Here is a 20,892-nt window from a genome sequence, read left to right on the forward strand (position 1 = left end):
GCATGCCCCACGGGCGCACCCCACGTGCCAGGTGACACATGAACGCGAACGACGCCAAAGTCCGGCAGATCCTGTGGCGTTCGAGGGAACTCGACAACGGGTTCTACGCCATAGGCATCGAAATCCTGCCCTATGAGCTCGTCGGTGTCCTGGTCGAGACCGACGGCATGGTCACGGCCCGCGCTCGCCGTCATCTGGCGGTCATGGACCCCGACGAGGTCGTCAAGCGCGTCACCGAACTGGCCGGGAAGCTGGTGACCGACGCGCTCGGCTGCGGATTCCCCAGGAACAGGGTCTGTCTGGGCGTTCAGGTCGGCGGCCCCGTCGACCCGGACACCGGTACCGTCCTGCACCTCATCAACGGCCGTGACGACCACGGCCGGAACAAACCGCCCCCGTACGAGTGGGTGAACGTCCCGCTGGGTGCCAGACTCACCGCCGCGTCCGGCTGCGCGACCGCGGTGGAGAACGACGCACACGCCTTCGCGGCGTACGAGCAGAAACTGGGGGTCGGCCAGGAGAGCGCGACGTTCGCCGTGATCCTCATCCGCGACGGAGTGGGCGCCGGCCTCGTGGTGCGCCGTGAACGGCTGCACGCGCCCACGGAGTTCGGGCACCTCCTGGTGTGGCCCAGAGGACGGATATGCGACTGCGGAATGCGCGGCTGCATCGAGAGCCAGGTCGGCAGCCGTGCCCTGACCGCCGTGGTCAAGGAACGGACGGGGCGGGAACTGGACGGCCTGGAGGCGGCGATCGCCCTCGCCGACAGCAACGCCACCCAGGCTCCTCAGGCCGTCGCCGCGTTCCGCAAGGCGGGCACGTCGATCGCCCGCGGCATCGCCACCGTCCTGACCGTCTTCGGCCCCAGCCACGTCATCGTCTACGCGACCGAAGGCCTCATCACCGGCGGGCCCGGACACCGTGCGGCCAACACCTTCCTGCGGGCGGTCCACACCTTCCCCGCGCACACCCTGCACACCAGCAGGGGCTGCCAACTCAGGACCCAGCGGCTGGACGCCGTCCGCGGGGCGCACGGCGCGGCCCTGATCGCCCTGCAGAGCTGCTTCGGAATCCGGCTTCAACCCCACTAGGAGTACGCGTCATGGGTCTGCATCCCTCCCTCCACGAACGTCCGCCCCTCCATGAACGTCCGCCGCTGTCCATCGGACTCGACATCGGCGGCACCAAGATCGCCGCCGGGGTGGTGAACTCGCTGGGCGATGTCGTGGAACGGGTGCCCGAGCTGCCGTGTCCCGCCTCCGACCAGGAAGCCGTCCTCAGAACGGTCTCGGGCCTCGTCGCGGAACTGCTGGCCCGTCATACGGGCATCACCGCGATCGGCGTGGGAGCCGCGGGCCTGGTCGACTGGCCCGAGGGCCGCATCAGGACCGCGCCGAACAACGCCTACCGTGACGTGCCGATCCGCCGCCTCCTGGAGGACTTCACCGGGCTGCCCACCGTGGTCGACAACGACGCCAACGCCGCCTGCTGGGCGGAGTACCGCCTGGGCCATCGGGCCGCGTACATGCTGTTCATCACCGTGGGCACGGGGGTCGGCGGGGGGCTCATCCTGGACGACCACCTCTTCCGCGGCCGTACGGGCATCGGCATGGAGATCGGCCACATGATCGTCGATCCGCACGGGACCCAGCGCTGCGGCTGCGGCAACATCGGCTGCCTCGAGACCCTCGCATCGGGACCGGCACTCGGACGGTACGGCAGCACGGCCGCCGCCACCGATCCCGCCGGGCTCCTCTCCACCCTCGCCGGCGGCCCGGCCCGGGTGACCGGTGAAACGGTCTCCGCGGCGGCGCTCACCGGAGATCCGGTGGCCTGCGCGCAGTTGGAGCGCCTGGGCCGATGGCTGGGCATCGGCATCGCCACGCTGGTCAATCTCTTCGACATCGAGCTGGTGGTCGTCGGCGGCGGTGTGGCCAGGGCCGGGGACCCCCTCCTGAAACCGATCCGCCGAAGCTTCGAACACTTCGTCACCGCCCGCTCCCACCGCGAACTCCCCGAGATCGAACCCGCCCGCCTCGGCCCGGAGGCCGGATGGATGGGCGCGGCGCTGCTGGCCCTTGACGACAACGAACACGGTGCGCTCTGCGGACGCGGCGCCGCCGTCACCTGAGCACGCAGCCACGGAGAGGAGACAGACACATGACCGACGAGACGATCGACCCCGGCGCGCACGTGGCGCGGGCGACCACCGGACTCGGCTGGGCCGACCGCGGTCTGGGCACGGTCCAGAAGCTGGGATTCGGGCAGCAGGAAGTCCCCGTGACCCTCTGGCGTACGGCCAACGGCCCGACCTGGGCCACGATGCACTGGTCCAAGGCCGACTTCGCCGCGCGTCCGGGCAGCGAGGCCGTGTACTCCAGGCTCGGTGGCGCGAGCAGGGCACTGGGAGCCGCGGGGGGCGCCCTGAACGCCTGCGCGCACGCTGTCGAGCAGTGGAAACGGGACGGCGAACTGCCGCACGACCTCGACCCGGTGGAACGCCACGCGCGCTCCGTGTACCGAGGCGCCGTGGTCGGCGGATCAGGCTACGCCGGCGGGTATTTCGGGGCCGCGGGAGGATCCGTCCTGGCCGCCGCCGGAGCCTCCGCGTACTCGGCCTTCCTCTCCGGCGCCGCACTCGGAACGATGGCGGCACCGGGCCCGGGAACCGTGGTCTGCGCCGTCCTCGGCGGCATCGGGGGCGGGATCGCCGGGGGCGTGCTGGCCGCGAAGGGAGCCGACATGCTCGTCGACCGGACCATCGACGCGGTGGGCACCGAGGCCCGTTCGGCGACCGGCCGCATGCGGGAAAGGCTGAACGGCGTACGGAAGTTCTTCGGTTGAGGCTTCTGTCCACGCTAGCCGGGAGAGGCGAGGACGCCTTCCACGAACCGGTCGATGTGGCTCAACAGGGCGCCCTGCTGAGCCGGTGCGAACACCTCGAAGTGGCCGCAGTCCAGCTCCCCGACCGTCAGCCGTGGGCCCAGCGACTGCCAGCGCGCGATCTGCTCGGCGCGTTCCGGTGCGGCGCAGGCCAGCAGGAGCGCGCGGGTGTCGCAGCGGAGCGCGACCCGGTGGGCGTGGGCCGCGGTGATGTGGGCGCGCGCGGTGGCCCGCAGGAGGTCGGGATCCAGGCCCGAGGTCAGGCCGCTGACGGAGCGTTCGATCCCGGTCAGCAGGTCGCTGCGGGCCATGCTGCTCCCCGGCGGCACCTCCGCGTGGCTGTCGATCATCACGACGGCGGGCGGCTCCCGCCCCGGCGCCGTTCGCGCGGCAAGCTCCCAGGCGAGGACCCCGCCCAGGGACCAGCCGATGAGCAGTCCGGGGGGACGGGGCAGCATGTCGAGGAGGTCGCGGTAGACCTCGCTCATCCGCGCCACGCTGTCGTGCGGGCTCTCGCCGGGCAGCAGGCCGGCGGCTCGGATCCCGTGCACCGGCCCGTGGCGGGCGAGGCGGCGCGCGATCCGCAGGTACTGGCCGAGACCGCCGCCCGCGGGGTGGATCAGGACGCTGTCCAAGGGGCCCGGGCGCGGGCTCAGGGACATCAGCAACCCGGGGGCCGAGCCGGGCGCCGGGCCGAACGAGTCCTGCGCCCGGCCGAGTTCGGGCCCGGCACCGGCGCCGCCCGTCACCTCCGCGCTCATCCGGCACCGCCCCTGACCTCCGCGTTCATCCGGCACCCCCCTGACCTCCGCACTCATGGGCCGACCCGCTGGGTGACGGCGATGCAGACGAGTACGGCGAGTGCGGCGCCCGCCGCAAGCAGTGGCGGCCGCTCGCCCAGCATCGGGATCGCCCAGATCAGCGTGAGCAGCGGCTGGGAGAGGAGGATCTGGCTGGCCCTGGTGATGCCGATGGCGGCGATTCCTCCGTACCAGACCAGCGGCCCCAGGAACTGGGCCCCCACCCCGAGCCACACCAGGCCGATGATCGAGCGAGCGGTGGCATGCGGCTCCTCGAGCAGCAGCGCCGCCACCGAGCCGCCGACCGCGAGCGGCAGACTGGCCACCAGGGCCCAGGCGATCACCTGCCAGCTCGGCATCACCTTGGCGAGCAGTCCGCCCTCGGTGTACGCCGCCGCGGCCACCAGCAGCGCGGCGAAGAGATAGAGGTCGGCTCCCGAGAAGGATCCGCCGCCCTGCTGCAGCGCGAAGGCGACGACCACCATCGCACCGGCCACGGCCGCGGCCCAGAAGACGGGCGGGGGCCGCACCCCGGTGCGCGCCGTTCCGTAGACGGCGGTGGTCAGCGGCAGCAGTCCGGCGATCACGGCGGCGTGGGAGGAGGTGGTGGTCTGCAGGGCCAGCGTGGTGAGCAGCGGATAGCCGACGATCAGGCCGCCTGCCACTGTGGCGAGACCGGCCCAGTGCCTGCGTTGCGGCGGGCGCACCCGCAGCGCGAGCAGGACGCCGCCCGCGACCAGCGCGGCGAGCACGGCCCGCGCGGCGGTCACGGTCCATGGACCCAGCCCCTCGAGACCCCACGCGGTGGCTGGGAAAGTGAGCGAGAAGGCGACCACGCCCGCCAGGGCCAGCGCGGTACCCCGCACCTTCCCGGCACCGGCGGTACTCCTCGGGGCCTCGGCCACCGCGGCTTCTCGCGTCGTCCGGCCGGGATCAGTGTCCATGTAGAGCGTCTCCTCATCGAGCATGTTGAGCACATTGAGCACATTGAGCATGGTGAGTACATCGAGCGGGCGTGCAGCGGTTCGGGGCCGTCGCCGGTCTTCGCCGGAGCCCCCTCAGGGCTTCCTGCCGACCGGTTCCCCGTCGGCCGGTTCTCCGTCCGTCAAGTCCCGGCGCAGCAGGGCACGGTCGACCTTGCCATTGGTGTTGTAGGGAAGGGACGGGCGGACGGTGACGGCCACCGGCACCATGTACGGCGGGAGTTGTCCCCGCAGCTCCGTCAGCAGGGCGTCGGGTTCCAGGCGCGTACCCGACTCCGCGGTGCACGCGGCCACCAACTGCGGTTCGCCGCCGCGCCCGTTCCTTCCGTCGGCCGCGTCGAGCCCGTCGGTGAGCGCCAGCGCGACGGCCTCCTGCACCCCCGGGAGTGCGCGCAACGCCGCCTCGATCTCGCCGAGTTCGACCCGGTAGCCGCGGATCTTCACCTGGTGGTCGAGCCGCCCCAGATGGACGAGGCCCTCCCGGGTCCGGCGGACCAGGTCCCCGGTGCGGTACCACAGCTCGTCCGGCGGGGGGTGGGGCAGCTCGAAGACGCTCGTGCGGCCGTGCTCCCGGCGGACGAAGCGGCCGACGTTGTCCTGCGGGTCCAGATAGCCGGGGAAGCGCTGGACGCCGCGCACGCACAGCTCGCCCTCGTCCGCCTCGCCGCCGTCCTCGCCGAGGACCAGGTGCTGCAGTCCCGGATACAGCGAGCCGATCGGGACGGTGCCGCCGGTCTCGGTGGCGTCCGGCTGCGGACACCGGCGCGGCAGGCGGTACTCGGTACAGCTCAGGGTGAGTTCGGTGGGGCCGTACAAGTTCTCCAGCGTGCTGTGAGGTGCCGCCCGCTGCCAGGCTCGGGCCTGGGCGGCGGTGAGCGGCTCGCCGCAGAACAGGCTCCAGCGCAGGGTCGGCATGCTGTCGGGGGCGAGGCCGCGCAGCCGCCGCGCGACGGCGATCACCGAAGGCACCGAGAACCAGTGGGTCAGTCGCTCACGGGCCACGAAGCGGGCCGGTGCGAGGAGGTCGTCGGGGCCGGGGACGACCAGCGTCGCGCCGGATCCCCAGGCGCCGAAGAGGTCGAACACAGACAGGTCGAAGGTCGGCTCGAAGGTCTGTGAAAGCCGGGCACCGACGCCCAGTTGGTAGCGGTCGATCACATGGTGCAGATAGGCGTCGATGCTCCGATGCCGGATCGGTACGCCCTTGGGGGCACCGGTGGACCCGGAGGTGAACAGGACGTACGCGATGTCCTCCGGGCCGGGGTCCCGGAACGCGCGCACCGGCGGTCGGCGGTCGGCCGGGGCGGAACCGGGCGCGGGGACAACTGTGCGGGCGCCCAACTCGCGTTCCGCGCAGTCCGGTTGGGCGAGAACGAGATCGAGTCCCGCGGCCTTGGCCACGGCCGCGTTGCGGGCCGCGGGGAAGGCCGGGTTGAGCGGCACCACGCTCGCGCCGAGCCGCAGGACGGCCAGATAGCCCGCGTACGTGTGCAGGGTGCGGGAGGCGAGCAGGCCCACCCGCTCGGGGGCGCGCGCCGGAGCCGCCGCTGCTAAGTCGTCGGCCATGTGGCAGGCCAGGTCGTGGAGTTCGGCGTAGTTCCAGGCGCGTCCTTCGAGCTCCAGGGCGGTGGCGGTCGGGTGGCGGCCCGCCGTGTCGGCGAACCACCGGTACAGGCTGGTCATGGCTGCTCCGGGTGCTGGGCGGGGACGGGGGCGGGCGCCGGGGTGTCGTAGGCGACGCTGCAGGGCAGGGGGGAGTGGTCGCGCAGGCAGGCCCAGGTGTAGCGGCCCCAGGACCCGGCCCGCCGTCCCGGTGGCACCGCGATCCGCCACGGCCGCCCGGCGAGGCCGCTGCCCTCCGCCTTGGCGCAGGCCTCCTGAACGGTCCACAGCCAGGCGAACTCGGCGCCCCGGCGCTCGGCGGGCAGCCGGGCCAACTCCTCGGCGCGGTCATGCGCGCAGCGGCGCAGCAGGGACGGCCGGACCCGCTCCGGGGCGTACTGGACGTCGACTCCGACCGCGCGGTCGAGACCGGCGCAGGCGGCCGTCGCGTCCCGGTCGTGGCTGACGCTGATGCCCAGGCGCGGGCGTCCCGCGAGGACCGGTCGGCCGCCCGGCCGGTAGCGGATCGGCGCGTCGGCCGCCTCCGGGAATCGCGCGGCGAGCAGGGCACGCAACACCCGTCGGCCCGCGAGGAGTTCACGGGCCCGCCACGGCGGCAGCCGCTCGGCGACGGCCACATCGGCGGCGGTGAGCGGGCCCGGCGGCGGGTCCGCGGTGTGCAGGGCCACCCATACGCCCGGGGCGACCTCCAGCTGTAGTGCTGTCATGACCCCGGCCCGTTCAGCCCGTCTGGCCTGTCTGGCCCGTCCGGCCTGTCTGGCCTGTCCGGCCCGTCCAGCCCGTTCAGTACGGAGTCGAGCCGCTCGGCGACGATGTCGAGGGTGACCTCGGTCGTTCCGCCGCCGATGCCGAAGACGGCGGCCTCGGCGCGAAGCGACTGGGCCCCGCCCCGCCCGAAGCCGTCGGCGCCCTGGAGCCGGGCGCAGTCGGCGAGGACCTGCCCGACCGTGTCGCCCGAGGCCGACTTGAGCACGGCGGCCCAGGTGCCGTCCCGGTCGGCGGCGATCCGGTCGCAGGTCTGCCGCCACAGCGCGTCGAGCGCGCTCACCCGTACCGCGCACCGCGCCAGGCGCTGCCGTACGGCGGAGAGCTCCCGCAGTTCGCCCCCGTCGACCGCCCGACCGCGCAGCCGCCGGTCGGTGTCCGCGATCGTTCTGCGGCACAGCTCGATCGCCCAGGCCGCGGAGGCGAGACGCTCCACCGCGAGGTGTTTGGCGAACGTCACCATCCCCGCGCCGTGCCGACCGATCAAGTGGCCGTCGGAGAGCTCGACGTGGTCGAGTTCGATGTGGCCGACGCCTGAGCCGCGGAACAGCTCGGTGTCGGCGGGGCGGACCGTCACGCCCGGGGCGTCCAGCGGCACCAGGATCCAGCTGAAGCTGGTGAAGTGCCGACCGGGTTTGCGCCGGGCCAGTACCAGTGCGGCATCGGCCGTGGTGGCTGAAGTCGCCCAGCGCTTGCGGCCGTCGAGTACCAGTCCTCGCGGGCCGGGGGCGACCGTGGTGGCGAGCGCCGCCAGGTCGGACCCCGTGCCCTCGTCGGTGGCGGCCAGGGCGAGGAGACGCTCTCCGCGCAGCGCCGCCTCCAGGTGCTCCGCCGTGATCTCGGTGCGTGCGCCCTCGGCGAGCAGCGGCACGGCGGTGGCCAGGTGCACGCAGAGCGAGAGCACCGGGCCGACCTCGCCGTGCGCGTCGGCGGCGGCGAGCAACTCCCTGAGTACATACGGGTCGAGGCGGTCGGCCGCCGGGTGGGGGTAGAGCCGCCGCAGGGCCTTGGACTCCGCGAAGTCCGCCAGGACCTCGCGCGCGTCGGCCGGGGGCGCGGCAGCCCGGTCGGCACGGTCAGGCAAAGGACACCCCGTGGTCGAGCAGGGCCAGGACGCCGTCCGCCCGGTGCAGACGGTCGTTGTGGTAGTTCAGCGGGGCGGACCGCAGATCGCGCAGGGCCTTCTCCAGGCGGGTCGGCGAGCCCTTGAGATAGCCGTGCCGCAGCCCCACGGCGTCGATCAGGTCCTCCACGGCCCGAAGGCACTCCTCCGAGGCGGTGATCTTCAGCGCGTTGATCAGCAGCTGGTTCCGGGGCAACGACACATCGCCGCCGCCCTGGGACGCCGCGGTGTACACGTCCGCCGTGTGACGCAGCAGCGCGTGCACGGTGTCGAGGCGCTGCCGGGCCCGGGAGAGGCGGGTCAGGAGGAGTTCTGATTCCAGCGCCCCCTCCTTGCCCTTGGCCGACTCCCGCAGCGTGCGCAGCACCCGGGAGAGCGCCCCCGCGGCCGTGCCCAGCCAGCAGGCCGCCCAGCCCAGGTGCGCCAGCGGGCCGAGGGTGCGCAGGACCACCGCGCGGAACGCGCCGTGCTCGCCGATGACTTGGTGTTCCGGGATCAGGCCGGTCAGACGCAGGGCGAGGCTGTGGCTGGCCCGCATGCCGAGCGGATCCCAGTCCCCGGACGCGGTGATCTCCAGTTGGGAGCGGCGCGCGAAGACCAGGGAGACCTCGCCGGGCGAGCGCGCGTCGGGGGCGCCCATGCTGATGAGGAAGCCGTCGGCGTGGGCGCCTCCGGTCACGATGGGCGCGAACCGGTCGAGCCCGAGCAGTCCGGGCTCGACGTCCGTGGCCTCCAACCGGGCTCCGGCGGTCAGCAGATGACCGCCCTTGCCCGGCTCGGTGGTCACCGAGGCCAGATACATCCGCCCTGCCGCGATCTCCGGCAGGACCTCGCGAGCCAGGGGGGCCTCGGCGTGGTCGACGACGCAGGCCACCTGCTGGCAGTGCATGGCGAGGATCAGTGCCGCGGAGAGGTCGGTGCGGCCCAGCGAGATGCTCACGTCCAGCAGATCGTCCAGGGTGCCGCCGAGGCCCCCGTACTCGGTCGGCACCAGCAGGCCGAGCAGCCCTCCACTGCGCAGCTCCTGCAGGACCGCGACCGGGAACTCGGCCGCCGCGTCGCTCTGTTCGGCGTACTTGTCGGCCACCGCGCGAACCTGCTCGGTCTGCTGGGCGAACCGGCCGGTCGCGGCCGGGCGGCGGCCCTGCCGGTCAGACATCCGCGCCTCCCCGCACCGCGGCGAGCGCCGACCACAGGGAGCCGGCCGTGCTGAACGTCTCCTCGACCAGTGCCTCGTCGGGCAGTTCGACGTCGAGGCCGTCCTCCAGCGCGAGCAGGAGCTCGATCGACTGCATGGAGGTCAGCCCGGACTCGCGCAGCGGCGTGTCCTCGGTGATCGGCCGGTCCGCCAGATAGGGCAGGAAAGGCCGGAGTATGTCGGTGTAGCGCTCGTCCATCGCAGTGCAACCCTTCTCCGTCGGTGTCGCGGCCGGACTCACCCGGTTCCGCCGTCGATCGTTCGCCGGACCAGCCGCGACAGGTCGCGGACGCGGTGCAGCTTCTCGGGGACGAGCTCGCCGGGCCCGAACTCGATGGCGAAGGTCTCCTCGAGCCGGTCGACGATTTCCAGCATGCGCAGGGAGTTGAACGCGGGCAGTGCCCTGAGGTCGGCGTCGGCGTCCAGCGGTTCCTGGACCCGGAGCACCTGCCGGACGGTCCCTTCCACCGCCGCGGTGATCTCCTCCGGGGCGCCCGGGGAGCCGTCGGACTCCCATCCCTTGGCGGAGAGCAGCACCGCGTCGCCGCGCAGCGCCTCGGCCGCCCGGGTCAGCAGCCCCGGCGGTTCCGCCCGGCCGCGCGCGACCCTGCGCGAGGCGAGGTAGGTGTGCTCGACCAGGCCGTCCCACCGGCCCAGATGCTCCTCCACCGGCTGCGGGACCCGCTGCCCGGCGTGCTCGCCCAGATACGTCGCCCGAAGCCGCCGCGAGCGGGCGAGGAGCCAGGTCTCCATGGTGAATCGGTCGAGCGCCGCCTTCCGGTCCGGGTGCTCGGCGTAGGAGTGGAGGTAGTCGTCGACCAGAGTGTCGTCGAGGGGCTCGGCCTCTTCGGGAAGCGGTCCGAGGTCGACGGGGGAGAACCGGAAGGCACGGGCCGGGCCGGAATCGGCGTCGAGGACCGCGGCCAGCTCGTCCCGGCCGAACGCGAGCCGTTGCGGGCGCGCCGCGCCCCACGGGGTGTCGTTGAGATAGGCGTCGGTCACGGCCGGGCCGTCACCACCCGGCTCGACCAGGAAGCTGTGCTCGATGTGCCGCTGCCGGTGATAGGGCACCCAGGGCAGGTGGTAGGCGTCGGCGACCACCCAGACGGGTCCGTCCAGCGGGCGGGCCCACGCGCCGTCCGCCCGCGGCCACTCCTCGGCGACGGCCAGACCGAGCAGATCGGCGGCGTCCGCGAGGACCTCCTCGACCGGCGGCTCGACGGTGGGCAGTCCGTCGGGCCCGGGGCGCGGGCGCAGCCGCAGGACCGCGCCCAGACGCAGATGGGTGCCGACGCCGTGCAGTCGATCGGCAAGCACCCCGAGGTTGGCCTGGAGACAGTCGAAGAGGCCTGCTCGCCCTTGCAGGAACTCGCCGTTCACAGCAGTGCCTCCGCGGGCTCGTCGAAGGGGAACCGGTCGTCGAAGGCGGGCTTGAGATCGTCCAGCCAGACGGCCGCGGGGTCGTAGTGGGCGTAGAAGGGCCGGCCGACCAGGGCCGGATCGCGGGCCTGGATCATGTGCAGGGCGAAGACCTTCTGCCCGAGCAGCTCGACGACCCCGTCCACGGCGACCTTGCCGGGCGTGGCCGACATCGAGGGACCGCGCACCGTGCGGGCGAGGCCGGGGACGTCGGCGTAGGCGTCGCGGAAGATCCGGTACGCACGCGCCAGCGGCACCGCGAAGTAGTCCACGGGACCGGTGTCGCGCTCCACGAACATGTAGTACGGGACCATGCCGAGCCGCACCTGCCGTCGCCACATCGAGGCCCACACCCGGGCGTCGTCGTTGATGGTGCGGATCAGCGGCGCCTGGGTGCGGATCACCGCGCCCGTGTCGCGGATGCGGGCGACCGCCTGCTCGACCACCGGCGGCGCCAGCTCGCGGGGATGGGAGAAGTGGGCCATCAGCGCCATGTTCTTGCCTGCCGCGACGACCTGTTCGAGGAGCCGCAGCAGGTCGTCGGCGCCCGGGTCGGAGACGAACTTCCGCGGCCAGAACGCCAGGACCTTGGTGCCGACCCGGATGGACTCGATCTGATCGAGGGCGAGCAGCGGCTCCACGTACCGGCGCAGGACCGCCGGGCTCAGCACCATCGGGTCGCCGCCGGTGAAGAGCACATTGGTGATCTCGGGGTGGGCGCGCAGATAGTCGACGAGGAGCTCCGAGTCGCCGTCGGCGGCGATCCGCAGCTCCTCCTCGCCGACGAACTGGGCCCAGCGGAAGCAGTAGCTGCAGTAGGCGTGGCAGGTCTGGGCCTGGCGGGGGAAGAACAGCAGCGTCTCGCGGTACTTGTGCTGCATCCCGTCGAGGCGCCGCCCGTCGAGAGCCGGGCGGTTCAGCTCCAACTGCCCGGCCGGATGCGGGTTCAGGCGCATCCGCACCTGGTGGGCGACGGTCCGTATCTCCTTGTGCGGCGCGTCGCTGCGCAGCAGGTCGGCGATCCGGGCGACGTCCGCGGCGGGGAGCATGTCCTCCTGGGGGAAGATCAGGCGGTAGATGGGGTCGTCGGGGGCCGCGGACCAGTCGATGAGCTCTTCCACGACATGGCTGTTGGTCCGGAACGGCAGGACCTCCGCCACGGCGCGGACGGCGAGCCGCTGCTCGGCCGACAGTCCCGCGCGTGCGGTGAGACGGTCCAGATGCCGTGAGGTGAAGGATCGGAATCGGGGCGGACTGTCCAGGGAACGCGGGCTGTCCGGGGAACGCGGGTCGTCCAGGGAACGCGGAACCGCGGTGTCGCTCGGGGCCACCGTGCGGTCATCCTTCCATTCGGGCGGTTGGGGGCTGCCCTGCCGCAGGCGCGGCCAGGAGGAGGAACGGTCAGTCACAGAGCTCGGTGAATCCTTTCCGTAGCGCGGTGAGCAGCTGCGCGGTGTGAGGGAGGGCGAGCGGATCGGCGCTGTGCAGGGCCGCGAGCTGCTCCTCGGCGGTGTCCCCGTACAACATGCTGGTGGCGGCTCTGAACCGCAGGGCGCCGGGATCGTCGCCGTGATGGTGGCCGCCGAGCACGGCGATGCCGTGGGCGTCGAGCAGCCGTTGCTGAAGGCTCGCGGAGTCCGTGACGCCCTGTCGGGACAGGGTCTCCCGGCGGGGTCCGAAGTCCGGGTACACGTAGAAGCCGGCGGTCGGCGGTCGGCATTCGGCGCCCGCGTCGGTCACGACCCGGTGCACCTCCCGGGCCAGCGCGCCGTGCAGACGAGCGGCCCTGTCGAGGTACGCGCGCAGTTCCGGGGGCTCGGCGAAGGCGTAGGCCGCCACCTCCTGCATCGGTCCGGCCAGGGTGGACCAGACCTCGCTCGCGAAGGACGCCACCGTGTCCCGCAGCCGGGCACCCCAGGCGTCGGACGGGAACCGGGCGGCTCCGATCCGCCAGCCTCCCAGGGCCAGGTTCTTGCTCAGCCCGGTGGTCACCACCGTGCGTTCCGGGGCCACTTCGGCGGGGCTGAGCACGAGCCGCGCAGGATCGTGCAGCAGATCCCGGTAGATCTCGTCGGAGACGATCAGCAGATCCTCCTGCCGGGCGAGCTCGCACAGCTCCCGCACCAGCTCGGGCGGGGCCAGGGTCCCGGTCGGGTTGTCCGGCAGCGCCAGGACGAGGATGCGGGGATCGCGGCCGTCCGCCCGTGCCGAGCGAATGGTCCTGGCCAGGGCCGTGGGCTCGGGGACACCGCCGCAGCCGGCGGGGATCGGCACCTGCAGCACCGACTTTCCCGCCAGCAGGGCCTGCGGAGGATAGGTGTTCCAGCACGGCCGCGGCAGCAGGGTGTCGCCGTGCACGCACATCTGCAACGCCGCGAGGAGCGGCTTGCTGCCGGGGGCGAGCACCACCTGGTCCGGTTCGGTCGCCATGCGGCGCCGCGTGAAGTAGCCGGCCACCGCGGTGCGGGCCGCGAGGTCGCCGCGCACCGGTCCGTAGCCGTTGCGGCCGCTCCCCGCGGTCAGCCGCTCCACCAGGGGCGGGAACACCGGAAGCCGGGATTCGCCGAACCCGAGGTGCACCACGGACTCGCCGTTGCGCCGACGCTCCCGCACCAGCTCGTCGAGGGCCAGGTTGGGGGAGATCCCGCGGGAGCCGGTCAGCCGCAGTCCGGTCACGAGGCCCGCTCCCTCCCGGCCAGCGCGAGGAGCGCGGACCGGTCGACCTTGCCATGGGGGTTGGTCGGCAGCTGATCGACGACGTGCAGCTCCTCGGGGACCATGTAGTCGGGCAACTCCAGGCCGCAGAAGGCCCGTAGCTCCCCGGGGTCCAGGGGCGCACCGCCCGGGGCGGGCACGACGAACGCGGTGAGCACCGGATCGGTGGCGTCCCCGTGGCGCGGTGCCGCCACGACCGCGGCGGCCTCGGCCGAGGCCGCCGCGCACAGGCGCCGTTCCACCGCGCCCAGCTCCACGCGGTTGCCCCGGATCTTCACCATGGAGTCCGCGCGGCCGTGGAAGTACAACTCGCCGTCGTGCCCCCAGGAGGCCAAGTCCCCCGACCGGTAGACGACTTGGCCGGAGCGCGGATCGAGCGGGTCGGGCACGAGGGCGCGCCGGGTGCCCTCGGGGTCGCCCCAGTAGCCGGTGAACAGCGCGGGGCTGTGCAGATGGATCTCGCCGACCGTGCCGGGGGAGTCCACCGGGTGCCCCTCGCCGTCGATCAGCAGGATCTCCGCGCCGGGGTGCGGGCGGCCGATGGACAGCTCCGCCTCGTCCCGGGGGAGCGGATCCGGTACGTCGCTGAAGCAGCAGGCGACCGACTCGGTGCTGCCGAAGCAGTTGACGATCCGTATCCCGGGCAGCGCCGACCGCAGCACCCGCAGATCGGACAGCGGAAAGCGTTCGCCGGAGAACAGGATGCCGCGCACCGCGCCGAGTTCGCCGAGCCGCTCGGGCTCGTGCCGCAGCAGGGGTCGCCAGATCGACGGCACGCCGTTGACCTGGGTGACCTCGGCCTCGCGCAGAAAGCGCGCGAACCGGCGCGGCCAGCGCAGCAGGCCGCGCGGCACCGGCACCAGCGTCGCCCCGGTGCCGAGGGCGAGCCCCGCGTCCAGCAGCGAGAAGTCGAACTGGAAGGGCGAGGTGCTGGCGACCCGGTCCTCCTCGGTGACCACTCCATAGCGCAGCATTCCTCGACAGAAGCCGAGGTATCCGCGGTGGCTCATCACGACGCCCTTGGGGGTGCCGGTGGAGCCGGAGGTGAAGACGATGTACGCGGGGTCGGTGGTGACGGGGGAACGACGGTGACGGGGGCGCTCGGCGGGAGGCCGCTCGATGGTCAACCCGCGGGGGCCGAACCGGCCGAGGCCGGTCCGCGCCGGGAGCGCGGCGAGCCCGCCAACGTTGTCAACGCTGCTCGAGTCCCCGCTGTTCGCCTCCTCGGAGCACAGATACAGCACGGGGTCGGTCATCCCGACGATGGAGAGCCGCCGGGCGGAAGGGGTCCGCGGGCTCAAGGGGACGAAGGTCGCGCCGAGCGTCGAGCAGGCCATCAGCATGGCGAGCGCCGAGGAACTGCTGTCGGACTCCAGCACCACCCGGTCGCCGACCCCGACGTCGAGCGCGGACAGTTCGCCTGCCCAGGCCTGCGTCCGGGTCGCCAAATCCTCGTAGGAGAGGGACTTCAGGGCGCCGTCCGGCGCACGCTCGACCACCGCGGTGCGGTGCGGATGCGACCGACCGGCGGCGAGCAGGAATTCGTGGAGGAATTCTCCGGAGCCGGAGTCGGCGCCGGAGTCGGAGTCGGGGGAGCGCGGTGCGGGAGGGGCGGCTGTGCCGGCCGTGGTCCGCTCGGCAGGGCGTCGTTGGAGGGCAATCGCGTCGTGGTTCGCCTGGGCAGACATGACGGTTGTCTCTCTCCCTGTCGCTCTGTCGCCCTGTATTTTTGCCTGTCTTCTCCGGGACTTGACTGCCTCCACCGTCGCACGTACGCCACCCTCGGGCCGTCCGTCTCGGCCACCCCCGGGATCCACGGGAATGCCCGTACGGGCACGGTCGGTCGGACCGACGCGGAGCCGCCAGGACCGAAAGGTGTGAGGCCAACTGGTGCCGATGAGGTAGACACCCGCACTGCGGCCGTCCAGTTCTGGGTGAGTGTGTCGGTTTTGGCCGTGATGAGAGATGCGGGAAAGGGCACGCCGAAACTCGGCCAGAATCCGGGGATGACAAGGCCCGTCCACACCCCCACGTGGCCGTGTCCGTTTCATCGCCTGGAGCGCCTGATCTTGCCCATGGAGCTCTTCGGCAGCGAGTCGACGAAGTCGACCGCGGCGGGAACCTGATGAGGCAGGAGCCGGGCCCGGCAGTGGGACGTCAACTCCGTCGCGGGCAGGGTGGCCCGCGCGACGACGGTGGCCCGCACGCGCTCGCCGGTGCCGCCGGTCGTCTCGCCCCACACCATCGCCTCGACGACCGAAGGGTGGGCCAGCAGGACCCGCTCCACTTCGAGGGGGTTCACCTTCTTGCCGCCCACGTTGATGAAGGAGTCCTTGCGGCCGATCAGGTGCAGATGGCCCTCGGGGCCGAGGCGGGCCACGTCGCCGGTCCTGTACCAGCCGTCACGGAAGGCCCGCCGGGTGGCATCGGGGCGGCCGAGGTAGTGCGTGAACATCGCGGGGGTCCGTACCAGCAGCGCTCCCTCCTCGCCCCGTGGTACCTCGACTCCCTGCTCGTCGACGACCCGGACGCGTACGCCGGGCATGGGGCGGCCCACGCCGAGGTCCGCACCGGCGCCGTCCCCGGGGCGCCGCGCGGCGATGACTCCGGCCTCCGTGCAGCCGTAGACCTGCTGGATGTCGAGGCCGAGCCGCTCCTCGGCCCGCTGCGCAACGTCGGGTGCCAGGGCGGCCCCCGAGGAGAGGCACAGCCGCAGGGAGCGCGGCGGACGAGGGGGAGGCGAGCCCGCGCCGGCCGCACGCGTCGTCAGGTCGTAGACCATGGGGGCGGCGACAAGCACCGTGCAGGCGTGCTGGTCGAGGGTCCGCAGCAGCCGTGCGGGGGTGAAGCGGCCGAGGAGCACGAGCTGAGCCCCGGCCCGCAGGGCGGTGACCAGTCCGGCGACCATGCCGAAGGAGTGCAGCAGTGGTACGGCGGTCAGGATGCGGTCGTCCTCGGTGATGCCGTAGGCGCGGGCGTAGATCTCGGCGCCGTTGACGAGGTTGCGCTGCGTGTGGACGGCCGCCTTGGGCTCTCCGGTCGAACCGGAGGTGAACTGGTGGACGAAGGGCTCGTCGCCCACGTCGCCCACGTCGCCCACGGCGGGCGACGGCTCGCCGCCGACGTTCCCCCCGGGAGGTACGTCGCCCGGGTCCTCCACGGGGACGAGGGGGCAGTCGAGCGGATCCTCGCCCTTGGTGCCGTGCAGCGCGGTGAGCCTCGCCGCATGGCCCACTACGGACAGAGGCCCCAATGTCTCCTGTGCGGAGGTGAGTTGGGAGCGGGGCGTGCCGGGTTCGAGGGGGACCAGGCGCAACCCGATGCGTGCGGCGGCGAGGAAGGCGACGACGGAGTCCGGGGTGTTCTCCAGGAGCAGCCCCGTGGCGCCGTGCCCGGTGAGGCCGAGCGAGCCGAAGCGGCGCGCGGTAGCCCGTACCTTCGCGTGCAGTTCACCGTAGGTGAGGACGTCGTCCTCGCAGCGTACGGCGACGGCGTGGGGACGGGCTCGGGCGGCTCCATCGAGCAACTCCCCGAGATGTGCCGGAAGGTGGCTCGCTCCGATGTCAGGCGTGGTGGCCATCGATCACGCTCTCCTCTCCGCCCGGGGCGGCGAACCGGACGCCCGGGGCGTCGGCGGGGTCGGCGGGGTCTTCGTCGGGTTGCTGGTGGCGGAAGTAGCGGTCGTAGAGGTGGCGGTACGCGCCGCCGCGGGCCAGCAGCGTGGCGTGGTCGCCCTGCTCGATGATCCGGCCGCCGTCGACGACGACGATCGTGTCCGCCTTGCGGACGGTGGGCAGACGGTGGGCGACGACGATGGTCGTGCGGTCCGCGGCGAGTGCCTCAAGACCCTCCTGGATCTGAGCCTCCGTCAGGGGATCGATGCTGGCGGTCGCTTCGTCGAGGATGAGGACGGGGGCGTCCTGGAGGAAGACGCGGGCGAGAGCGACGATCTGCCGCTGGCCGGTGGACAGATTGCGCCCGCCTTCGTCGGTGGGGGTGTCCAGGCCCTGCGCGAGCTGCTCCAGCCAGTCGCCGCCCGCGACCGCGCGCGCGGCGGCCTCGATCTCGTCCCGCCCGGCGTCCGGTCGGCCACGGGCGATGTTGTCCGCCACCGTCCCGGAGAAGAGGAACGGCGTCTGCGTCACCACACCGAGACAGCGCCGGTACTGCTCCAGGTCCAGGGTGCGTACATCGAGCCCGTCGACTTCGATGCTCCCCTTCTGGAACTCGTACGCGCGCATGATCAGCCGCGCCACGCTGGACTTGCCGGCCCCGGTGTGGCCCACGAGTGCCACGGTGTGGCCCGCGGGGATGGTGAGGCTCACGTTCTTGAGTACGGGATGTTCGGCGTCGTAGCCGAAGTCGACGCCGTGCAGGGCGATTTCGCCGCGCAGGCGGGGCACGGGGACCCGGTCGCGCTGACGCACCGTCGACTCGCGGTCGACGAGGGCGAAGACCCGCTCTCCCGCGGCCAGGCCCTGCTGGAGCTGGCTCCAGAAGGACGCGATGCTGGTGAGCGGTGACCAGAACAGGGCAAGGGCCTCGAGGAACAGCACCCACTCGCCCGCCGACACGGAGCCCGCGTCGACGCCGTGGCCGCCCACCAGGACCACCGCGACCGTGCCGAGGCCGGTGAGGGAGATCAGCAGCGGAAAGATGCCGCTGAACAGGCGGTTGAGCCGCACACTGGCCCGGAACCACCGGTGGTTGACCTCGTGCAGCCCGGCCAGCGCGGACTCCTGGTGGCTGTGGTTGCGGGCCACGGCGATGCCCCGCAGCGTCTCCTGTACGTATCCGTTGACCTCGGCGAGCGCCTGCTGCTGCCGCAGCGAGGCGCTGCGCGCCGCGCGCCGGAAGGCGAGGCTGACGGCGACGATGACCGCGGCCACCACAGCCGTCACCAGGGCCAGCGGCACATTGATCACGAAGAGGGCGGTCAACAGGATCAGGATCATCAGTACTTGGCCGAGCAGGCTGAGCACCAGGCTGATCAGGGTCGCGAACGCCTGCGTGTCGTTGGTGACGCGGCTGACCACCACACCGGTGGGATGGGCGTCGTGGAACGCCATGTCCTGGCGCATGGCCGCGGCGAACGCCCGCTCCCTCAGCTTGAGCACCACGTCACCGGCCAGCGCTCCGGTGGCGCGCTCCTGGAGGAGGGTGAGCAGCCAGGCGGCGATGCCCGCGCCGAGGATGGCCGTGACCAGCAGGGCCAGCTTGCCGTCGCCGTCGTCCGCCAGGGCGGAGTCCACGGTCCTGGCCAGCAACAGGGGGACGGCGCTGCCCGCCGTCGCGGCGATGATCACGGCGATGGTCACGAAGGCCACCGCCCCGCCCCTGCCGCGGAAGTACGGGGCGATACGGCGGGTCAGCTCACGGTCGCCGTAGTGGCGGTCGTAGGCGTCCGGCTCGATGCCCTCCAGCAGATGCGCCATCAGCGGCTCTCCTCCTCGGCGCCCGCGGTGTCCGGACCGGTGGGCGCGGGCTTGCTCAAGTAGGGCGCGAAGATCCGGCGGTAGAGGGAACAGTCCCGCAGGAGTTGTTCGTGGCTGCCCTGGTCGACGATCCGGCCGGCGTCCAGGACGAGGATGTGGTCGGCGGCGCGGATGCGGGACAGCCTGGGGGTGACCAGGAACGTGGTGCGCCCGTCCGAGGCCTGTCGCATGGCGCGCTGCACCTCGTACTCGGTGGCGCTGTCGACGGCGCTGGTCGCGTCGTCCACGGCGAGGATCCGGGGATCGGCGATCAACGCGCGGGCGATGGCGACGCGTTGGCGCTGTCCGCCGGAGAGCGTGACACCGCGCTCACCGACGACGGTGTCGTAGCCGTTCTCGGTCGCCATGATGAAGTCGTGTGCCTGGGCGATGCGGGCCGCGCTCTCGATGCGGGCGCGGTCGGTGCCGCTGTCCGAGCCGAGGCTGAGGTTCTCCGCGATGGTGCGGGAGAAGAGCACCACGTCCTGCTCGATGACCGAGATGCGAGAGCGCAGCGAACCGATGTCCCAGTCGGTGGTGGCGACGCCGTCGATCAGGACGCGCCCCTCGTCCGGTGCGTAGGTGCGGTTCAGGAGATGCAGCAGGGTGGACTTGCCGCTGCCCGTGGCCCCGACGACGGCCACGGTGGTGCCGGGGGCCACGCGGAACGACACGTCGCGCAGCACCGGCTTGCCGGGTTCGTAGCCGAACGTGACGTTCTCCATGGCGACGTGGCCGGTGATGGCCGCGACGTGGTGGCCGCCGCGCTCGTCCTCGCCCTCGGGGTCGTCGACGACCTCCTTGATGCGCTGTGCTCCCGCCATGCCGAGGTAGATGAGCCCGAGGCTGAAGGACGCCAGCTGGGTGGGGGCCCGCAGGGTTCCCATCAGGCCCAGTACGGCGACGAGTTCGCCGATGCTCAGGGACCCCGTGTGCAGCAGGATCACGGAGTGCACCAGTGCGCCGACGGTGGCGAGGGTCAGCAGCAGCGGGGGAAGGGCGAGCGCCTGGGTGCGGATCTGGCGTACGGAGGCGTCCCGGTAGGACCGGGCAAGCGCGGCGAACCGGGTGCGTTCCTGGCCGGCCCCGCCGGTCGACCCCACCACTTCGATCCCGGCGATGCTCTCCGAGGCCTGGGCCGTCATGTCGCCGAAGCGCTCCCGTGCGAGGTCGGACACGGGTTCCAGGCGCCGCCCGTGTTCGGCGAGGGCCAGGGCGAACAGCAGGACGAAGATGCCGGGGGACAGCAGCAGCCGCGGGTCCACCAGCGCGATGAAGACGATCGGCATCAGGATGTTCAGCGCGAGGTCGACGGCCAGGTCGAAGCCGGGCGACACCATCAGGTTGAGCGACTCCGCGTCGCCGGTGGCGCGGGCGGACAGATCGCCGACCCGCCGCCGGTTGAAGTAGCCCTGGCTCTTGCGGAGCAGGCTGGCGAAGACCTGGGCGCGCGCGTTGCGTTCCAGGCCGCTGGCGAAGGACTCCAGGCAGTAGGTGGACATGATGCCGCCCAGTGCCCGGACGACCACGAGCGCGAGAAGTCCGGCGGCGATGGCGTGGAAGGTGCCGAAGTCGGGTGCTCCGTCGTCCTGGTCGAGGACGGCGTCGAAGGCCAGACCGGTGACCAGGGGGATCGCCGCGGTCAGTGACTGCCAGGCCAGGCTGCCCAGCAGGAACAGAGCGATGTACGGCCTGAAGGGCCGCATCTGCGCGAGCAGCCAGCGGGGCACGCTGCCCTGGGCGCCTGTACCTGAACCCGCGCCTGTACCTGTACCCGCGCCTGTACCCGGGCCTGTACCTGTGCCTGTACCCGCGCCTCTGTCCGTGCCGGACTCGGGACCGGGCGGGACTGTCGCGTCGGCCGGGTCCTCCCTGCCAGGAATGGTCTCGGCGGTCATCGGCGCTCCTT

17 protein-coding genes are annotated in these 20,892 nt (G+C 72.5%); 3 read left to right on the forward strand and 14 right to left on the reverse strand.

Going from position 1 to position 20,892, the window contains the following annotated elements:
* Positions 1 to 38 precede the first annotated feature (38 nt).
* From AB0B50_RS00490 to AB0B50_RS00500, 3 genes are read left to right on the forward strand one after another with little or no spacing between them, the layout of a single operon-like run.
* Positions 39 to 1,091, forward strand: coding sequence for an ROK family protein (locus AB0B50_RS00490; protein ID WP_362323310.1), 1,053 nt, complete (start codon positions 39 to 41; stop codon positions 1,089 to 1,091).
* Between the two features lie 11 nt (positions 1,092 to 1,102).
* Positions 1,103 to 2,131, forward strand: coding sequence for an ROK family protein (locus tag AB0B50_RS00495; RefSeq protein WP_362323313.1), 1,029 nt, complete (start codon positions 1,103 to 1,105; stop codon positions 2,129 to 2,131).
* Between the two features lie 29 nt (positions 2,132 to 2,160).
* Positions 2,161 to 2,844: a hypothetical protein gene (locus tag AB0B50_RS00500; RefSeq protein ID WP_362323316.1), complete on the forward strand. Its 684-nt coding sequence runs from the start codon at positions 2,161 to 2,163 to the stop codon at positions 2,842 to 2,844.
* Between the two features lie 14 nt (positions 2,845 to 2,858).
* On the opposite strand, the gene AB0B50_RS00505 is transcribed toward AB0B50_RS00500, so the two are convergent.
* The 14 genes from AB0B50_RS00505 to AB0B50_RS00570 form a co-directional block, all read right to left on the reverse strand.
* The gene (locus AB0B50_RS00505) at positions 2,859 to 3,644 is read right to left on the reverse strand and encodes an alpha/beta fold hydrolase (protein WP_362323319.1); all 786 of its coding nucleotides are present in this window, start codon (positions 3,642 to 3,644) and stop codon (positions 2,859 to 2,861) included.
* A 53-nt stretch (positions 3,645 to 3,697) separates the two neighbouring features.
* The gene (locus AB0B50_RS00510) at positions 3,698 to 4,669 is read right to left on the reverse strand and encodes a DMT family transporter (protein ID WP_362323322.1); all 972 of its coding nucleotides are present in this window, start codon (positions 4,667 to 4,669) and stop codon (positions 3,698 to 3,700) included.
* A 72-nt stretch (positions 4,670 to 4,741) separates the two neighbouring features.
* The gene (locus AB0B50_RS00515; protein ID WP_362323325.1) at positions 4,742 to 6,349 is read right to left on the reverse strand and encodes an amino acid adenylation domain-containing protein; all 1,608 of its coding nucleotides are present in this window, start codon (positions 6,347 to 6,349) and stop codon (positions 4,742 to 4,744) included.
* A complete protein-coding gene (locus AB0B50_RS00520; protein WP_362323328.1) occupies positions 6,346 to 6,996 on the reverse strand; it encodes a 4'-phosphopantetheinyl transferase superfamily protein in 651 nt (216 codons plus the stop codon). The genes AB0B50_RS00515 and AB0B50_RS00520 overlap by 4 nt, the downstream gene beginning before the upstream one ends.
* Positions 6,993 to 8,138 carry an acyl-CoA dehydrogenase gene (locus AB0B50_RS00525; RefSeq protein ID WP_362323331.1) on the reverse strand — a complete coding sequence of 382 codons (1,146 nt, stop codon included), beginning with the start codon at positions 8,136 to 8,138 and terminating at the stop codon, positions 6,993 to 6,995. The genes AB0B50_RS00520 and AB0B50_RS00525 overlap by 4 nt, the downstream gene beginning before the upstream one ends.
* The gene (locus tag AB0B50_RS00530; protein ID WP_362323333.1) at positions 8,131 to 9,336 is read right to left on the reverse strand and encodes an acyl-CoA dehydrogenase family protein; all 1,206 of its coding nucleotides are present in this window, start codon (positions 9,334 to 9,336) and stop codon (positions 8,131 to 8,133) included. Before AB0B50_RS00530 ends, AB0B50_RS00525 begins: the two co-directional genes overlap by 8 nt.
* Positions 9,329 to 9,574, reverse strand: a complete 246-nt coding sequence (locus AB0B50_RS00535; RefSeq protein ID WP_362323335.1) for a phosphopantetheine-binding protein — start codon at positions 9,572 to 9,574, stop codon at positions 9,329 to 9,331. Before AB0B50_RS00535 ends, AB0B50_RS00530 begins: the two co-directional genes overlap by 8 nt.
* Positions 9,575 to 9,612: 38 nt before the next feature.
* The gene (locus AB0B50_RS00540) at positions 9,613 to 10,755 is read right to left on the reverse strand and encodes an acyl carrier protein (protein ID WP_362323337.1); all 1,143 of its coding nucleotides are present in this window, start codon (positions 10,753 to 10,755) and stop codon (positions 9,613 to 9,615) included.
* A complete protein-coding gene (locus tag AB0B50_RS00545; RefSeq protein ID WP_362323340.1) occupies positions 10,752 to 12,203 on the reverse strand; it encodes a lysine 2,3-aminomutase in 1,452 nt (483 codons plus the stop codon). Before AB0B50_RS00545 ends, AB0B50_RS00540 begins: the two co-directional genes overlap by 4 nt.
* Positions 12,196 to 13,470 (reverse strand): pyridoxal phosphate-dependent aminotransferase, encoded by a 1,275-nt coding sequence (locus AB0B50_RS00550; protein WP_362323343.1) that lies wholly within the window; start codon positions 13,468 to 13,470, stop codon positions 12,196 to 12,198. Before AB0B50_RS00550 ends, AB0B50_RS00545 begins: the two co-directional genes overlap by 8 nt.
* On the reverse strand, positions 13,467 to 15,197 hold the full coding sequence (locus tag AB0B50_RS00555) for an AMP-binding protein (protein WP_362323346.1): 1,731 nt from the start codon (positions 15,195 to 15,197) through the stop codon (positions 13,467 to 13,469). The genes AB0B50_RS00550 and AB0B50_RS00555 overlap by 4 nt, the downstream gene beginning before the upstream one ends.
* A gap of 359 nt (positions 15,198 to 15,556) precedes the next feature.
* Complete coding sequence (locus AB0B50_RS00560) at positions 15,557 to 17,089, reverse strand: class I adenylate-forming enzyme family protein (protein WP_362323349.1); 1,533 nt, start codon at positions 17,087 to 17,089, stop codon at positions 15,557 to 15,559.
* Positions 17,073 to 18,944 carry an ABC transporter ATP-binding protein gene (locus AB0B50_RS00565; RefSeq protein ID WP_362323352.1) on the reverse strand — a complete coding sequence of 624 codons (1,872 nt, stop codon included), beginning with the start codon at positions 18,942 to 18,944 and terminating at the stop codon, positions 17,073 to 17,075. The genes AB0B50_RS00560 and AB0B50_RS00565 overlap by 17 nt, the downstream gene beginning before the upstream one ends.
* Positions 18,944 to 20,713 (reverse strand): ABC transporter ATP-binding protein, encoded by a 1,770-nt coding sequence (locus AB0B50_RS00570; RefSeq protein ID WP_362323355.1) that lies wholly within the window; start codon positions 20,711 to 20,713, stop codon positions 18,944 to 18,946. The genes AB0B50_RS00565 and AB0B50_RS00570 overlap by 1 nt, the downstream gene beginning before the upstream one ends.
* Positions 20,714 to 20,892: the final 179 nt, after the last annotated feature.

This window comes from Streptomyces sp. NPDC041068, from assembly GCF_040647455.1.
In the GTDB taxonomy this organism is placed as follows: Bacteria; Actinomycetota; Actinomycetes; order Streptomycetales; family Streptomycetaceae; genus Streptomyces.

Coding starts and splice junctions, on each gene's coding strand:
- AB0B50_RS00535 (WP_362323335.1), bottom strand. CDS start 9,574: ATGGACGAGCGCTACACCGACATACTCCGGCCTTTCCTGCCCTATCTG.
- AB0B50_RS00560 (WP_362323349.1), bottom strand. CDS start 17,089: ATGGCCACCACGCCTGACATCGGAGCGAGCCACCTTCCGGCACATCTC.
- AB0B50_RS00490 (WP_362323310.1), top strand. CDS start 39: ATGAACGCGAACGACGCCAAAGTCCGGCAGATCCTGTGGCGTTCGAGG.
- AB0B50_RS00495 (WP_362323313.1), top strand. CDS start 1,103: ATGGGTCTGCATCCCTCCCTCCACGAACGTCCGCCCCTCCATGAACGT.
- AB0B50_RS00555 (WP_362323346.1), bottom strand. CDS start 15,197: ATGTCTGCCCAGGCGAACCACGACGCGATTGCCCTCCAACGACGCCCT.
- AB0B50_RS00520 (WP_362323328.1), bottom strand. CDS start 6,996: ATGACAGCACTACAGCTGGAGGTCGCCCCGGGCGTATGGGTGGCCCTG.
- AB0B50_RS00505 (WP_362323319.1), bottom strand. CDS start 3,644: ATGAGCGCGGAGGTGACGGGCGGCGCCGGTGCCGGGCCCGAACTCGGC.
- AB0B50_RS00530 (WP_362323333.1), bottom strand. CDS start 9,336: ATGTCTGACCGGCAGGGCCGCCGCCCGGCCGCGACCGGCCGGTTCGCC.
- AB0B50_RS00565 (WP_362323352.1), bottom strand. CDS start 18,944: ATGGCGCATCTGCTGGAGGGCATCGAGCCGGACGCCTACGACCGCCAC.
- AB0B50_RS00515 (WP_362323325.1), bottom strand. CDS start 6,349: ATGACCAGCCTGTACCGGTGGTTCGCCGACACGGCGGGCCGCCACCCG.
- AB0B50_RS00500 (WP_362323316.1), top strand. CDS start 2,161: ATGACCGACGAGACGATCGACCCCGGCGCGCACGTGGCGCGGGCGACC.